The sequence below is a fragment of the Algoriphagus lutimaris genome, from assembly GCF_017051705.1.
Taxonomy (GTDB): domain Bacteria; phylum Bacteroidota; class Bacteroidia; order Cytophagales; family Cyclobacteriaceae; genus Algoriphagus; species Algoriphagus lutimaris.
The window spans coordinates 1,114,468-1,130,750 of sequence record NZ_JAFIDJ010000001.1 but is presented as its reverse complement, the minus strand read 5'-3'; the positions used below and the strand labels follow the sequence as shown (position 1 = coordinate 1,130,750).

At 39.3% G+C, this 16,283-nt stretch carries 12 protein-coding genes; 4 read left to right on the top strand and 8 right to left on the bottom strand.

Annotation, left to right across the window (positions count from 1 at the left end):
- Positions 1 to 130: 130 nt before the first annotated feature.
- The gene (locus JYB62_RS04595) at positions 131 to 436 is read left to right on the top strand and encodes a GIY-YIG nuclease family protein (protein WP_205644246.1); all 306 of its coding nucleotides are present in this window, start codon (positions 131 to 133) and stop codon (positions 434 to 436) included.
- A 290-nt stretch (positions 437 to 726) separates the two neighbouring features.
- Positions 727 to 3,417 carry a DUF7133 domain-containing protein gene (locus JYB62_RS04590; RefSeq protein ID WP_205644245.1) on the top strand — a complete coding sequence of 897 codons (2,691 nt, stop codon included), beginning with the start codon at positions 727 to 729 and terminating at the stop codon, positions 3,415 to 3,417.
- Positions 3,418 to 3,467: 50 nt separating this feature from the next.
- On the opposite strand, the gene JYB62_RS04585 is transcribed toward JYB62_RS04590, so the two are convergent.
- Positions 3,468 to 4,187 (bottom strand): SGNH/GDSL hydrolase family protein, encoded by a 720-nt coding sequence (locus tag JYB62_RS04585; RefSeq protein ID WP_205644244.1) that lies wholly within the window; start codon positions 4,185 to 4,187, stop codon positions 3,468 to 3,470.
- 122 nt (positions 4,188 to 4,309) lie between these two features.
- On the opposite strand from JYB62_RS04585, the gene JYB62_RS04580 reads away from it, so the two are divergent.
- Positions 4,310 to 4,684, top strand: a complete 375-nt coding sequence (locus tag JYB62_RS04580; RefSeq protein ID WP_205644243.1) for a hypothetical protein — start codon at positions 4,310 to 4,312, stop codon at positions 4,682 to 4,684.
- 110 nt (positions 4,685 to 4,794) lie between these two features.
- Here JYB62_RS04580 and JYB62_RS04575 read toward each other — a convergent pair whose 3' ends face one another.
- The 4 genes from JYB62_RS04575 to JYB62_RS04560 form a co-directional block, all read right to left on the bottom strand.
- The gene (locus JYB62_RS04575) at positions 4,795 to 5,259 is read right to left on the bottom strand and encodes a c-type cytochrome (RefSeq protein WP_243431440.1); all 465 of its coding nucleotides are present in this window, start codon (positions 5,257 to 5,259) and stop codon (positions 4,795 to 4,797) included.
- Positions 5,260 to 5,398: 139 nt separating this feature from the next.
- Entirely contained in the window at positions 5,399 to 6,511 is a 1,113-nt protein-coding gene (locus JYB62_RS04570) for a Gfo/Idh/MocA family protein (protein WP_205644242.1), read from the bottom strand.
- A gap of 34 nt (positions 6,512 to 6,545) precedes the next feature.
- Positions 6,546 to 7,409 (bottom strand): sugar phosphate isomerase/epimerase family protein, encoded by an 864-nt coding sequence (locus tag JYB62_RS04565; RefSeq protein ID WP_205644241.1) that lies wholly within the window; start codon positions 7,407 to 7,409, stop codon positions 6,546 to 6,548.
- 6 nt (positions 7,410 to 7,415) lie between these two features.
- Complete coding sequence (locus JYB62_RS04560; protein WP_205645411.1) at positions 7,416 to 10,901, bottom strand: PVC-type heme-binding CxxCH protein; 3,486 nt, start codon at positions 10,899 to 10,901, stop codon at positions 7,416 to 7,418.
- Positions 10,902 to 11,071: 170 nt separating this feature from the next.
- Between JYB62_RS04560 and JYB62_RS04555 the strand changes: the two genes are divergently transcribed.
- The gene (locus JYB62_RS04555) at positions 11,072 to 11,947 is read left to right on the top strand and encodes an AraC family transcriptional regulator (protein ID WP_205644240.1); all 876 of its coding nucleotides are present in this window, start codon (positions 11,072 to 11,074) and stop codon (positions 11,945 to 11,947) included.
- Positions 11,948 to 12,084: 137 nt separating this feature from the next.
- Here the strand turns inward: JYB62_RS04555 and JYB62_RS04550 are convergent, their stop codons facing one another.
- The 3 genes from JYB62_RS04550 to JYB62_RS04540 form a co-directional block, all read right to left on the bottom strand.
- Positions 12,085 to 12,762: a LytR/AlgR family response regulator transcription factor gene (locus JYB62_RS04550; protein ID WP_205644239.1), complete on the bottom strand. Its 678-nt coding sequence runs from the start codon at positions 12,760 to 12,762 to the stop codon at positions 12,085 to 12,087.
- Position 12,763: 1 nt separating this feature from the next.
- The gene (locus tag JYB62_RS04545; RefSeq protein WP_205644238.1) at positions 12,764 to 14,167 is read right to left on the bottom strand and encodes a sensor histidine kinase; all 1,404 of its coding nucleotides are present in this window, start codon (positions 14,165 to 14,167) and stop codon (positions 12,764 to 12,766) included.
- 647 nt (positions 14,168 to 14,814) lie between these two features.
- A complete protein-coding gene (locus tag JYB62_RS04540) occupies positions 14,815 to 16,281 on the bottom strand; it encodes an SLC13 family permease (protein WP_205644237.1) in 1,467 nt (488 codons plus the stop codon).
- Positions 16,282 to 16,283 lie beyond the last annotated feature (2 nt).

Sequence of the window (16,283 nt, the reverse complement as noted above, 5' to 3'; positions counted from 1 at the left end):
AGAGCATTATACTGATGCAACTCAGTAGGTCATTGCCCCGATAGCTATCGCGGGCGATCCCGATAGGAGGCTCTGAAACGACAAAAACCACTCGCTAATCCGAGTGGTTTTTTTGTTTTATATTGGTTAAATGGCAGTATTATTTTTTGTTTATATCCTTTATTCAGGTTCCAAGGACCGTTATTACATTGGGCAGACTGAAAATCTAGAAGAGCGACTTTTTCAACACAATTCAGATTATTTCAAAAATTCACACACTCATGGAATTAAGGATTGGAAAGTAGTCCATAAAATTGCTTGTTCATCAAGGAAACAAGCAGTGAACATCGAATTGCATATCAAAAGAGCGAGAAAAAGGAAATATTTAGAAGACCTTCAAAAGTATCCAGAAATCAGCCGAAAGTTGGTAGAGCATTATACTGATGCAACTCAGTAGGTCATTGCCCCGATAGCTATCGCGGGCGATCCCGATAGGAGGCTCTGAAACGACAAAAACCACTCGCTAATCCGAGTGGTTTTTTTGTTTTATATTGGTTTAGAGAAGCCTTTATTTTTCTGATTCCATTTCCAAAATCAAAGATGGCCCATTTATAATCATTTCTAGTTTTTTTTCTTTCATAAGATGATTTTACTTTTTCGGTAAGGTCTTTCAGACAATAATCCTATAATTTGTACACGCATTAAGAGTTTGTATATTTCAATGTATTACACACCCCTTTATAGTTCATGAATTTCTTTACTAAATCGGCATTATTTGCCAGTTTCTCCATCATAGTTTTTTCAGCTTGTGAACCTGAGAGATCTCCATTTGATGTTTCTCCTTCTGAATCCATGGATCCTAAACGTCTGGAGCCTCCATTTCCTGAAGTATCGCTTCCTGAAGGAATAGATTTGGAATCTCCTACCTGGAGAGGGATAGATCTTACACCTACTGCTCCCGTTGTTCCGGTGTCTGCCAATGAGGAAAAGAAATCATTTGTGTTGAAACCAGGATATCATATGGATCCAGTTTTATCAGAGCCACAAATCAGGGAACCTGCCGCGATCCAATTTGATGGAAACGGAAGAATGTATGTGTTGGAACTTCGAACGTATATGCAGGACATTGATGCGAATGGTGAATTGATGCCAACTTCCCGAATTTCCAGATGGGAAGACACAGACAATGACGGAGTATATGAAACAGGGGTGGTTTTTTTGGATAGCTTGGTTTTCCCAAGATATGTGGTTCCATTCGGTCCCAATGCAATCTTATCCATGGAATCCAATGAAGATCATGTATACAAGTTTACAGATGTAGACGGAGATGGAAAGGCAGATAAGAAAGAGCTTTTTGCCTCAGGATTGGGCCGATCAGGGAATGTAGAGCATCAGACCAGCTTTCTTACCTGGGCATTGGACAACTGGATGTACAGTACTTATAATTCAAAAAGAATTCGTTGGACCCCAGATGGGGTGATCCAGGAACCAAGCGGAAATCCTTGGGGACAATGGGGAGTAACCCAGGATAACTATGGGAAGCTATGGTTTCAAGATGGTGCCGGAGGAGTGCCACAAGGGTTCCAGTTTCCCATTGCTTATGGAAACTTTAGCGTGAAAGGTCAATGGAAAGATGGTTTCCGGATTCCTTATAGCCTAATCAAATTAGCAGACTTCCAACCTGGAATGAAAGAAGCAAACCCTGATGGGTCTTTGAATAATGTAACTGGAGCCGCGGGTAGTGATGTTTATAGAGGAGATAGACTTCCACAAGAATTGGTTGGACAATATTTTTATGGAGAGCCAGTGGGTAGAATCGTCAGACAAGTCAATTCTGAAAATGTAGAGGGATTGACTTATATTCAAAATAGTTACATAGATTCAAAATCAGAGTTTATCCAATCCACAGATCCTTTATTCAGACCAGTTGATATGGCCACTGCCCCTGATGGGACCTTGTACATTGTTGACATGTACAGAGGGATTATTCAAGAAGGAAACTGGACGCAGGAGGGAAGCTACCTGAGGACTAAAATCCAACAGTATCAAATGGATGATGTGATTGGAAATGGTAGAATCTGGCGCTTAACCTATGAGGGAATGCCTAGAAATACGGAAAAGCCAAGAATGTATGAAGAAAGCTCTGCGGAGTTGGTGAGACACCTAGAAAATCCAAATGGATGGTGGAGAGACCAGGCCCAGCAAATCATGATTTTGAACCAAGATAAATCCATTGTGGGAGATTTGGAGAATATGGCTAAAACTTCCAACAATGAGTTGGCTAGGATTCATGCACTTTGGACCTTAGAAGGTCTTAATTCCTTGGACTTAAGTTTGGTAAGAGCACTGATGAAAGACCCTAACCCAAACATCCAGATTCAAGCATTGAAAGCCAGTGAGACGCTCTATAAGTATGGAGAAAAGAGTTTGGCTTCTGATTACCAAGAAATGGCAAAATCATCCGATCCAAATGTGGTGATTCAGGCTTTGTTTAGTGCCTACATTTTGAAAATTGACCAAGTGGAAAACTTGATGAAGTTTACCTTCACTTCTAACCAAGCTCAAGGAGTACAATTGGTTTCTACTCAAATTCTGGAGAAAATAGAGGAAGCTAAAAAAGCTGCTTCCATAAAATATGCACCGGAGGAAATGGCATTGTTTACAAAAGGAAAATCCATTTTTGATAGTTATTGTTCCACTTGCCATGGCCCCAAAGGATTAGGGTCTCCTGCTGGAGATGGATTGATTGCTCCTGCATTTTCTGGTTCACAGCGAATCCAAGGTCATCCTGAATATGCGGTTAAGACTCTTTTGCATGGTCTTACAGGTGATTTGGAAGGAAAAGAATATGAAGGGGTTATGATTGCCATGAATATGAATGATGACGAGTACATTGCATCTGTGTTATCTTATATTAGAAATGATTTCGGTAATGAAGGTAGTTTTATTACCCCTGAATATGTGGCTCAAATTCGAGAGGAAACCAAAGAGAGAGATTCAAATTACACCTTTGACGAATTGATCCGTGAGGTACCAAAAGCGCTAGCTCCTCAAGATAATTGGATTGCTACAGCTAGTAGTACAGCCCTGCAAGGAGTAGGCTCTACCAGAGATCCTTCTTATGCATTTGGATATAAAGGATGGAAAACGGAAGAATCCCAAAAACCAGGAATGTGGTATCAAGTTGAATTACCAGATGAGCATCAGCTTGCTGAAATTCAATTTAGTGCAAGTAAAGAAGAATTCCCGATTGGATATACGGTTTCTATTTCAAAAGATGGGCAAAGCTGGAATGAAGTTGCCAAAGAAACCGGCCATCCAGGTTTGAACAATGCAAGATGGAAATCTTCAGAAAACGTAAGGTTTATAAAAATTGAAAGCGCAGAAACAGGAGAGAAACCTTGGTCTATGCGAAGTTTAATTCTGTATGCTAGATAGTTTAAAAGAGAGGCTTCAACAAAAGCCTCTCTTTTTTTTGTACACAACACTTATTCTGGAAAGGCCAGAAAAGCTACCTGAAGTGCTCCTAATTTTTTATAGCCAGCCTCATTCATATGAATAGGGTCTCGGTAATATTGATCCTGATTATAGATGTTGTATCCACCCAATGTAAACTGATCCAAGTATGGAATGCCATGCAATTCACAGATTTGTTTCTGAATTTCTACATATTTCACCATTCCGTTTTCATCAAAAGGATCATAACCACCTCGGTTGTTAAAGGCCTTGCTTGAAGTGAAAAAGTAAATCGTGGCCTGAGGATTTAATTCATAGATTTTTTTGATGCAATAATTGATGCCTCCAGCTTGTGTCACAAGTTTTTTCTCATCGAAATCATCAAATTCTGTATAGTCTGTGTAAGTTCCGATGGCTCTGTTATTCGTATAATCATTGGTTGAGGCCCAAAGAATATAGATATCAAAAACACCAGCTTCATCTATCTGTTGCTGCAGGGATTTCCCTTGTAGAGAAGAAAAACCAGCTCCTCCCACACCATAATTGGTCACTGACATTCCCAATCGCTCTTTCCAAAGATCTTTGGCAACGTCACTTGGAGGGATTACTGAAACAGATCCGCCAAAAACAGCGACAGACTTTCCGTAATTGAGTGAATTCCTGATGGGAAGGTCTTTTTGGTATTGCTGGGCGGACAACCTTACAGATACCAAAAGGAATAAGACAAGGAGGGGAGTTTTAAAGGAAATCATAGGTTTTTCGTTTCGATGTGGTCTCAATCTTTAGTCTCAAACTAATTTTTATTCACTAACTATATGATGAATCAAGTATTTTTTTCTTATTGTACTAATTATAAACAATAACCCATACAACCATGAAAATTAGAGTAACTTTTTTAAGTAGTTTGTTAATTCTGATAATGATGAGTTTCGCTTTTGCGCCGTCCAACCTAAGTCCTAAGTATTACGAAGGAAAGTGGGAAGTGTTAATTAAAGATACTCCTCAAGGTAGTGCAATCATTCCCATGAGATTTGAAACGGTAGATGAGGTCACTACTGGCTATTTTACTGAAGAAGGGGTAGCTGAAGAGAAAAAGATGTCTTCAGTAAAAATTACAGATGATGCCCTGTATGCTGCATTCAATATTAGTGGGTACGATGTTACTCTTAACTTGAAGAAAGTGGATGATGAAACAGCAAAAGGGGATCTGATGGGAATGTTTGATGCCATTGGAACGAAAATGAAGTAAAAAAAAAGAGGCAATAATTATTGCCTCTTTTTCTATTTAAATACCAACTTTTATAGTGGTTTCTTATCAGCTAGGTGAATTACTCATTATTGGGATTTACCTGGATCTTTTTAGCTAAGACCCAAGATATATTTTACCATGTCCTTAGCATCCTCTTCACTTAGAGTTGGATGTGGTGGCATAGCAGTTTCACCCCAAACACCAGCTCCTCCTTCGATGACTTTTGTGGCAAGCTTGGCGACATTGGCATCATTGTTTTCATATTCAGCAGCGATATCCAGAAATGCAGGTCCTACCACTTGTCTTTCTTTCATGTGGCAGGAAAGACAATCTGAATTGGCAATTTTATCTTCGCCAGAAATTGTTTTGCTAGCCTCACTTACTACAGCTTCTTCTTCCACTTCTTCCACTTGAGGTTCAGAAACTGGAGGTTCTGGCTCTTTGGGAGCCTCTTTTACAATTGGAGTTTCTTTTTCCACTACCACTGCCTTTTCTTCTTTATTCTCAGCACCACAGGCAACTAAAAGTGCAGCCAGTATTACCATTGCTGACTTTGATAAGATTGTAATTTTCATTCTATTATTGTATTAGCATTCAAATAGTGAATTTGAATAAACTCTCTTCCAATTGATGGATTATTTATATTTAGCTACAGATTTTCTGATAAATGGGAAATAGTATATACAACCTATTTCCCATGTAAAAGTTATTTCCTTAGCTCAGGGTAAATTCCGGTAAATGAATGATTTTTCCACCGGCCATTGCTGATTCATGAGCCAAAATACCCACGCAAGTAATATTGGCTGACTGTTTTGCATCTGGGTATGGAGCTCTTTCTTCTGCCAAAGCATTTAAGAATTCATTCACTAAATGAGGGTGAGAACCGCCATGTCCTGAACCTTGAATGAATGAAAGGTGCTGGTTATCGTCACTATCATAAACTCCAGCAGTCGTGAAAGAAGCAATTTCTTCCGGAAGTAAATGCGCATAGTCAGGTATTTTTACCCTCTCTGGAGTTTCACCAGTGTGAATGACAGAATCTTCATGTTCGATAAGCGTCCATTCAAAAGATTTTTTGGAACCATAGACATCAAAACTCTCTCTATATTGTCTTGCCGTATTGAATAGGGATCTAGTTACCTCTGCCGCTAAATCTGAATCTTTAAACTTAATATGACAGGTTTCAATAGCGAAAGGAGAACCATATTTTGGAATCAAGTTTTCATCAATTCTTCCTGAACCTAAACAAGAAACATACTCAGCCTGAGCTTTTGGTAACGCCAAGACTGGTCCCACACAGTGCGTCGCATAGTGCATAGGAGGGAGGCCTTCCCAATAGCCAGGCCAACCAGCCATTTCCTGTTGATGAGAAGCTCTCAAAAACTGAATTTTACCTAGTTCACCTTTCTCATACATTTCCTTCACAAACAGGAATTCACGACTATAAATCACCGTTTCCATCATCATGTAAGTCAATCCGGTACGTTGAACTTCCTCGACAATTGCCTTACATTCCTCTACTGTGGTAGCCATAGGTACGGTACAAGCCACATGCTTTCCAGCTCTAAGTGCCTTTAGGGATTGTTCCGCATGGTTTTGAATAGGCGTATTAATATGAACTGCATCAATTTCCGGATCCTTTAATAACTCATCATAATCCGTATATACTTTTTCTATCCCAAAAGCTTTACCGATCTCTTCAGCCTTTTCTTTATTTCTCTGACAAATGGCATACATATTGGCCAATTTGTGCTTTTGGTAAATCGGAATAAATTCAGCCCCAAAGCCGAGTCCGATAATTGCAATGTTAAATTTCTTCTTACTCATAATTTTATTAAATGGGTATGGTAATTTGGGTTAATCAGGCTTCAGAAGCCCATTTTTTTAAAAATTTCAATCCTTCGCTAGCAAAGCTATCTTGGCTTGGTGCCAATGGTTTCCAAATGCATACAGCGCCAGCCAATTCTTTAACTTCTGGGGTAAAGCTTTCAATAGAAATGACTCCTTTATAATTGACGGACTCTAAACCTCTTTTGTAGGCTGCCCAAGGAGTTTGTCCAGTTCCAGGAGTTCCTCGGTAATTTTCAGAAACCTGAAAATGGATCAATTTATCCCCTGCCAATTTGATAGCAGCTTCGGGGTCAGGTTCCTCAATGCTCATATGAAAACCATCTAAAATAACCTTGGCTTCTGGTTCATTTATGTCTGATATCAACTGCATTAGCTCTTCACAGGTATTGATCAAATCGGTTTCGAAACGATTCAATGTTTCCAATGCGATTTCCAACCCGAATTTCCGTGCATTTTGACATACAATCCTCAGATTACTAATTGCTCTGTCCCATTCGATTTTTCTCTGTTCCGGAGAAACCAGTCGGGCTTTTCCTACTGCAGAATACATGGGACCTGCCACAAATTTGCAATCCAACGCTGCAGCAATTTCAAAACAGTTGTTTAAGTAATCAAAACTGGTTTTATGGAAGCTAGGATCTTCATTGGTCAAATCCCTGCTTGTACCAAAGGCACCACAAATCACGGCCTTTAGATCATTATCAGCCAAAGCAGTTTTTACTCCATTGATATCTATAAGCGCCGGATCTTCTACAGGAATCTCCACGTAATCGTAACCAAATCCTTTAATCTTTGGAAATAGTTTTACCGTTTCCTTATTAAATGGGGAAGTCCATAACCAGGTACTTACCCCAAATTTTACTTCAAGAGACATTCTTTATTAAATAACTTTCATAATTCCGTTCATCTGCTTCCAATGATCAGGAAGGGTACAAACGAATGGATAATCACCTTTTTGGAAAGGTACTTTCATTACTAAGGACTCCGAATAATTTGGAAAAACCAATTCGGTGGAAGCAAGAACCTCTGGGATATTAGGAATAAAGCTGCGCTCCATGCCAGTCAGGTTTTTCGCCATTTGATCTGCGGCTTCACCGATTTTTTGTAGAGAACCAATGGTTCCAATTACCAAATTGTGTTGAACAAAATCAGGGTTTTTGAAATCAACAATCAACTGGCTGCCTGCATTTACTGCAAATACAGGCTTGTCAAATCTCATTTCATGAGGAACGGCCGTAAGAGTGACCGTTCCATTTTCTACATATTCAATCGGAGCTTCTATAGATGCAACACCTTCATTCCCAGCTGAAGAATCAGCCTTTTTCAAATCAAGGTTAGAACTATTACCAATTCTACCTGAGAATCTCCAGTTTCCTTCGTAGTCACCAACTTTATTCCCAGAATCAAATTGTCCTACTCGCACATTTTCAGGGGAAAGTGGAGCAGTAAATAGTCCATTGGTTTTTCCTTTTGCTACTTCTTTGCCATCAATACTTAAGCTCATTTGGCCTCCCTCTTTCAAGGTTGCCGTTACCAAGAATTTCTCAGAAGGTAGTCTACGGGATCTGATAATTTTTACATCTCCATCACGTGCGACAGCAAAACTCAATGCATTCTTATAAACATATAGACTATATCCATTCACGTTGTTTCCTTGGGCAACCATTACTCCATCCAATGGATCTCTTCCAGGTGTCACTTCCATCGATATCGTGATTTCCTTTCCAGTTGGATCAGGTGGGAAAAGAAGGGCATTTCTTGGATCCAACGTATAAACCTCAGAAATTAAACTTTTGGCAATTCTGTCAGCGATTCCCATAGTGGAATCTGGCTCCGTAGAAGGAACTGCAGGTCTATTTTCAAAGGCTGAAGGGTTGGTTAAAGCTGCAGCAAAAATCGCCTGTGGCAAATACTCATCCTTCGCATTATCTGGGTCTTCAGAGATCGCTAGCAATTTCTTGGAAACTTCCTCACTTGCAGGCATTTCAGAAACCGCAAGGATGGCGAATTTTCTAGCTTGAAGGTTATCGTCCTCCATCATATTGGCAGCTATGATCGCATTTAATGCGGATTGGTTTCTAGGGATCACTCGAACTGCATTTTTTCTTACTGCAGCTGAAGGATGGTTTAATGCTTTCTCTACTACTTCTTGAGCTTTTGCATTAGTACCTTCTAATTCACCCAAACCTTTCAAGGTCCAAAGTGCATTAATTGCAGGACCGTTGATTCCAGCACCATCCACTTCAATAGAACCGATGATTTCATATAGTCCTTCAATAACTTCTTTATTCTGGGTTTCTACAATTAGACGCTGTGCAGTCATTCTCCAAAATAAGTTGTCACTTTTCAAGGCATCCAATAATTCGCTGGCAGAAGCATCTTTCAGGTCAAATGTTTTGGATGGCTCACCACCTTTATAAGTCAATCGATAAATTCTTCCATGTTCCTTATCTCTCATTGGATTGATGTAGGCATTGCCTTCACCATTTTCAAAACCACGTGGAGTAGGGTTGTGCTGGATGATAAAGTTATACCAATCTGCTACCCAAAGTGATCCATCAGGACCTACTTCTGCATGAACAGGGCTAAACCACTCATCAGAGCTAGCCAAAATGTTAAATGCATTTTTTTCTCTATAGCCTGATCCTTCTTCTAGGATTCTTGCATTGTGCAATACTCGACCAGTAGGTTCAGCTACAAAAGCCATTTTGTTCCAATATTCTTCAGGGAAGCTTCTTGCTGTATACAAGTTATGACCTGCAGCTGCAGTATAACTTCCATGCCAATCCACTTGTCTTAAGAAAGGAGTAAGGTGAGGCATATCATAGTGAGAATCAATTCCAGTAGCAGTATTTGGTGTGCCTTTATAAATCGTTCTCTTGACAAACTTATTGTCCATAGCCAAATACACAGAGTGCTGGCCATTTGCGGTGGAAATAAAGGTTTCGAAATCTTCGGAGAATCCAAGCCCCCAGGTGTTATTACTGGTTCTGCCCAAGAATTCCATATTTTCTCCTGATGGATCAAATCGATAGACTCCCTGACCAAAGCTATATTGCTTACCACTTACTTCACCTCTAAATCCAGAATAGCCCAACACTCCCCAGATTTTATTATCAAAGCCATATTTCAGATTGGATGGACCTGCATGGGTATCGAATTTACCCCAACCTGTCATGATCACTTCTCTAACATCCGCAACGTCGTCTCCGTCAGTATCTTTTAAGAAAACAAAATCAGGAGCCATGGAAATCAACATGCCCCCATTTACTGCAGTGATAGAAGTAGGTATATTCAAGCCATCTGCGAAAATGGTTACTTTATCTGCTTTTCCATCGCCGTCAGTATCCTCTAGAATTTTGATTTTATCATCACCACCTTCTTTGCGAACCTCATTAGGATAATCAGTTGTTTCAATGACAAATAATCTTCCTCTTTCATCCCAAGTGAATGCAATCGGGTTGATGATCATGGGCTCAGAAGCAAAAAGCTCTAATTCAAATCCTACTGGTGCCTGTACCAGTTTCATGGATTGTTCAGGAGATAAAGGTAATTGGAACTTTGGAGCAGGATCTCTTCGTTCATAATTCGGAATTTCTGCGTCCTCAAATTGTGGTACAGGGATATTGTAAGCTGCTAAAAGTTCATTTACTTTTTCACCAACAGCCCAAAGGATTCCATTGGCAATAAGTTCTTGGAACTCTTCTTTTTCCCAAGTCTTTTCATTGTGACCATAAGCAGTATAGAAAACTCTACCTTTCCCTTCTTCACGAGTCCAGGTATAAGGTTCTTTGTGGTCACCCTCCACACGCTCCATTAATACATGCATGTCTGGATTCAACTGGCTGTGAACATAGGTTTCATCCCATGTTTCAAATTCATTGATTCCGTTCATAATAGGATGATCCTTATCAATGATGTCTACCGTAAAATCTCCAGTACCATGGGTATTAAATTGACCGCCAACAGCAGAAATGTACCAAGGAGAATTTTGGAAGCAGAATGATGCCGAGTGAATCGGAATCAAGGCCTTGCCACCTTGTATATAATCCTTCAATGCAGTTTCCTGCTCTGGAGTAATATTTTCATGGTTTGCATAAATCATCAAACCATCATAATTACTCAATTTAGTCGGATTCAGATCGTTGACATCTGTTGTATAGGTTAAATTGATTCCCTTTTGAAATAAAGGAGTTTCTAAATACATCATCAATTTCTCTGAATTGTGATGCTCGCTTTCATGACCTAGCACAAGGATTTCTACGCGTCTAGGTTCCGTGGAAGACAAGAATGTCTCGCCAGATTTTTGTCCGCAACTTACAAGAAGCGAAACGACCAACGTGGTCACTAACCAGGAAAGTTTCATGGGGGGGATTTTAATGGATATTCTCATAAAATGGGTTTATGTATCAATTGCAAACCAATATTCTATATAAATTTCCCAAAATTCTCACTGTATTGATTTGAATTATGACTGAATTTTGCCCTATTTGTAAATGAATCACTTCAAAATACAGCATAACTCAGCTAAAATTTATGAAGAATCCGCTCAAAAAATCGCGTATTCCCGACTCAAAAGTCTTTGTAGTCCAGGAATTAATTGCGCCTTATTTTGATAAAAACTGGCATTTTCACCCAGAGTATCAATTGGTAGTAATATTGAAGGGGAGAGGTACCCGTTACATAGGAGATCATATTAAACCCTTTAAAGAAGGGGATATGGTCATGACTGGGCCGAATCTTCCGCATGTTTGGCGCTCGGACAACGCTTATTTTGACCCGGCCAACGAGTTGGATACTCATTTGATTGTTGCCTATTTTCCTGAAAACTTTCTAGGAGAAGGGATTTTTGAAAAGGAAGAATTCGAGGACATTGGGAGACTGATGAAAGCCTCCGCAAGAGGTCTGGAAGTCACTGGGAAAACTAACCAAGAAATCACCACCAAAATGAAGAAACTGGTTCAGTTGAAGGGTTCCAGCCAATTAATTCAATTGTTGGATATTTTGAATCACCTGGCACACTCAAAAGATATCAGTCCAATTACCAATGCAGAGTATATTAATTTAAATAAGGAATCCGAAAAAGATCGGATGGGAGAGGTGTACGAGTATGTCATGAAAAACTACAAAGAGAAAATCATGTTGAAGGAAGTAGCTGCTCTGGCCAATTTATCAGTGAGTGCATTCAGTAGGTTTTTTAAATCCCGAGCAAATAAATCTTTATCAGATTTTATCAGTGACGTTAGAATCAGTCATGCCTGCAAACTTCTTCATGAGGAGGGAATTAATATTTCTGAAGTTTGCTATGAAAGTGGATTCAACACCCTTTCCAATTTCAATAAACAATTCAAAGAAAGAATCGGAAAAACTCCTTTGGCCTATAGAAAGGAATATTTGGATAGTTTTGAATAAAAGTTAGTGGTCAGTTGGTAGTGACGAGTGTTCAGGAATGTTAAAAATCTAAAATCAGAAATCTGAAAATAATGTGATTAGTGTTCAGGAATTAGTGGTAATCATATTTCCAAAATCTAAAATGCAATCTTTCTTTTCTATTGATTAAAAAACTCCATCACCTGATCCATATAGGATAAACTGACAGGTACGGACCTATCCCCAAGATGCAATATATGTTTTTCTACTTTATCCACCTTCTTGCTATTTACCAAAAACGAACGGTGGGAACGTATAAAAAAAGAGGGAAGTAGGTTTTCCACTTCTGCCAAGGTCATTCTGCTCATCACTTTTTCTCCTTCCAGCTGAAAGGTTACATAGTTTCCGCTGGCTTCGCAAAACAAAAGCTGGCTGAAATTTAATCGGATTTGACCTTCTCCAGTCTTGATAAATGTAAACTCCGGTTCTTTTCCTGGTTGTAATTCCAGCCATTCCTGTGCTTTTTGACAAGCTTTGATAAAGCGACTCAGGTTAAATGGCTTTAATAAATAATCCAAGGCATCGAGTTCAAAGCCTTTTACAGCAAAATCGGAATATGCTGTAGTAAATACTACCATGGTTTCTTTGGGAAGTAATTCAGCAAAGTCTATCCCGGATATATCCGGCATGTTGATGTCTAGAAAAATCAAATCAATGGAATTGGTTTTCATATATTCCAATGCCCGAATTGCATCCAAAAAGACTTCTTCCAAATGAAGAAAAGGGACTTTGGAAGCATGTGCTTTTATCACTTCCAAAGCCATCTTTTCATCATCTATCGCAATTGCTTTAATCATATTATAATAGTTGAACAGATAAGTGAACGAAATGCTCTGTGTCGTTCGCCACGATGGTTAAGTTATGTTTTTGTGGGTAAAAATGTTCCAAACGGCTTTTTACATTCTCCAAACCAATGCCTGATTCGTCTTTTGGATCTTCTGTGGCTTTTTTGGGGTGCATGCTGTTGACCACATCCAGATGCACGGAACCTTGTAGGCAGCGCAAGTTGATTTTGATCCAGGACTTACTTTTAGTGCTGATGCCATGCTTAAAGGCATTTTCCACAAAAGGAATCAACAACATAGGAGAGATGTCCCCGTGACAATGTTCCTCATTAATCTGAATAGTTACATCCAAGTGATCTTCTTTGGCAAATCGTAGCATTTGCAGGTCCAAGTAGTTTCTTAAGTAATCTATTTCTCTGGAAAGAGGGATTCTATCCATTTGATTTTCATGCAGCATAAAGCGCATCATGTCTCCCAGCTTCTGAATCCCATCGGAGGTTTTCTCTGCATTTTCCATCAATGCGGATCCATAGAGTGTATTCAAGGCATTGAAAAGAAAATGTGGATTGATTTGGGACCGTAGGAAACTCAAGTTGGCAGAACTTTGATTGACCTGTACTGAAAGAGTATCTATTTTTCCTATATAATCCTCATATTTTCTGAAAACCAAATTGGAAAGTGGAAAGATGACAAAGAAAAGTAAAAACACCATCCCAACTCCCAGTAGCATAATTTCTGGGACGTTCTCATCCACGGAAATCAAAAAGAACACAAAAGCGATGATGCTGATCAGTCCCCAAAGAAACCAACGATAGGCTTTGATCTTGCCGGCTTCTTTGTTTCGGTAAAGCAGAAAATAATTGTAGAAGATGAAAAAGCTAATCCCGGGAATAATCAACAGAATAATCACCAAGATGACTTCATTTACAAAAATCCGTGCAACAAATAAAAATATGCCTACAAATAGAAAGATCATGAACAAGCGAACTCCATTGTACAATTGAAAATCTTTGAACATCGGTGGCAAGAACATCTTCTTCAGGAGATTCGTAGTGACTAGGTAAACAATATATAATAAAAGAGTACTGAAATAGAAGCGGAAGTAACCTTCAGCATCCACATTGTTAATCCCTGCACATGCTCCCGATAATGCCCCCATGACTGCAGCTGTCAGCAGACTATAGAGAATAAATTGAACTATATTTTTATCCTTTAAATACTTTGGAATAACCACCAAATGCATCACATAAAATCCTATATAAATGATAATAGGCTGAATGACAATCCCAAAAAATTTCTCCATGGGGTAATGATTGGAGGATACTGCAATCATTAAGTTTGTCAGTACAATAATCAAAAACACCAAGGTGGTAATCCACCATTCTATGGACCGAAAGTCAAATTTTTTTGATTTCATAAGGTATTGTAAATAAATAGGTTGAACTACTTTGTTTTAACTGGATTCGAATTAGAACTTACGATAGTCTCTTGCCTATTTTCTGAAATGCTGGTACATGATTTAATCATCAGCAAATTGTAAATAAATGCTAGAATAATCAGCAAATAAAAGACTTTCTTGGTGTTCATGAATTCTCTTTCTAATTGATAGTTCAAGAATACATGGACTAAAAAGCCTTTACAAAAGAATGTGACGGAATGGGGAAAATGAGGGACGGAAATGGAAAAAGTGATCAGGAAGCAGTGGTCAGTGTTCAGTTGACAGAATTAACTTTTTTAACGTCATTGCGAGGAGGAACGACGAAGCAATCTCGTGGAATTGTATAACCTATAGTTTTCAGAAAAAGTGAATAAGGCTCCATTGCCAGTAAGCAGGCAAGTCCAAATGAAACGAAACAACTCCCCCTTTTCAAGGGGCCTAGGGGGATTCCGGTGAAAGGTTATCGATCGTCTTAAGTAATCTGGATCAACTTTATGATCATCATCGGGAGGAGGAAAGACGAAGCAATCACGTATAATTATCTTGATTGAAGTGATTAGTGTTCAGCCTCAGTAATCAGTAGTTTTCAAACTTTGAATCACATTTCATAAATCAAAAATCCTACATCAAAACGGGTTTCCTATCAAATTTATTCCCCACATCCATGGCAATACAAAGTAGACCATCAAGGTGACCAAAACAATGGAGATAACGTTCAGCCAGAAACCTGCACTCACCATATCTTTCATCCGTAGATATCCCGAACCAAATACCACAGCATTAGGTGGGGTGGCAACAGGTAGCATAAAGGCGCAGGAAGCAGCTAGAGTGGCGCCCACCATTAACCCAAAGGGATGTAAGTCGAGCTTAAAAGCCACAGAAGCCAATATTGGCAGCAACATGGACGCAGTGGCCACATTGGAGGTGACTTCGGTTAGGAAGTTGACCGATGCAATGATGATGAATAATAAGAAGAAGAAAGAAATTCCTTCGATTAAAGTAAATCGCTGACCGATCCATTCTGCCAAACCGGTTTCCTTGAATCCAGCTGCCAAGGCCAATCCACCACCAAATAAGATCAAGACGCCCCATGGAATACGTTCGGCAGTTTTCCAGTCCAAAATCCGATCTTCACCAGAGGAGGAGGGAAGGATAAACAATAATACTACCCCGATCAATACAATGATGGTATCGTCTATTCCAGGAAGCAATTTGACTAACACAAAACTTCTTAAAATCCAGGCCAAACAGACCGTTCCAAAGACTATCATCACGGATTTTTCTTCATAACTGATCTTTCCCAAAGCTTTTAGTTGAGTGCCGATGATGTTTTTGCCATCAGGAAGGCTGAAACTTTTGGGAAGTGGATTGGCGGAACTCACTAGGTAATACCAACAAATCATCAACAAAACAGCCACTAAAGGTAATCCAAAGGCCATCCATTCATTGAATCCGATGGAATAGTCATATAAATCATTGATTACCGCAGCCATAATGGCATTGGTAGGGGTTCCGATTAAGGTTGCCAAACCACCTATCGATGCACTGTATGCGATTCCCAGCATGATATTTTTTCCCAATCGATCTGCGATGGAAGTATTGGACTCCCCCAACTGACTTTTAAACTGATTGACTACGGCCAAACCTATCGGAAGCATCATTAGAGAAGTTGCGGAATTAGAGATCCACATAGATAAAATGCCCGTGGCCAGGATAAATCCTAATACAATACGTCGTAAATCAGTTCCTAATAAATTGATGATGTTCAATGCAATCCTGCGGTGCAAATTCCATTTTTCGATTCCCGTGGCTAATAGAAATCCACCCATGTATAAAAGTACTGTGGGATGCATGTAATTTTCAGATACTTCAGCTATTGGAAGAATTCCCAACAGTGGCATAAAGATCAAAGGTAAAAATGCAGTGGCAGCAATAGGTAAAGCTTCGGAGATCCACCAGATGGCCATCCATGCAGCTAGGGCCAACATGGATTGTGCAGCAGGATTTAAGTCATTAAAAACTGCAAAAAAATTAATTAAACAGAAGGCTAAAGGCCCTAGGTAAAGCCCTAGTGATTTGATCTTGATTTCCATAA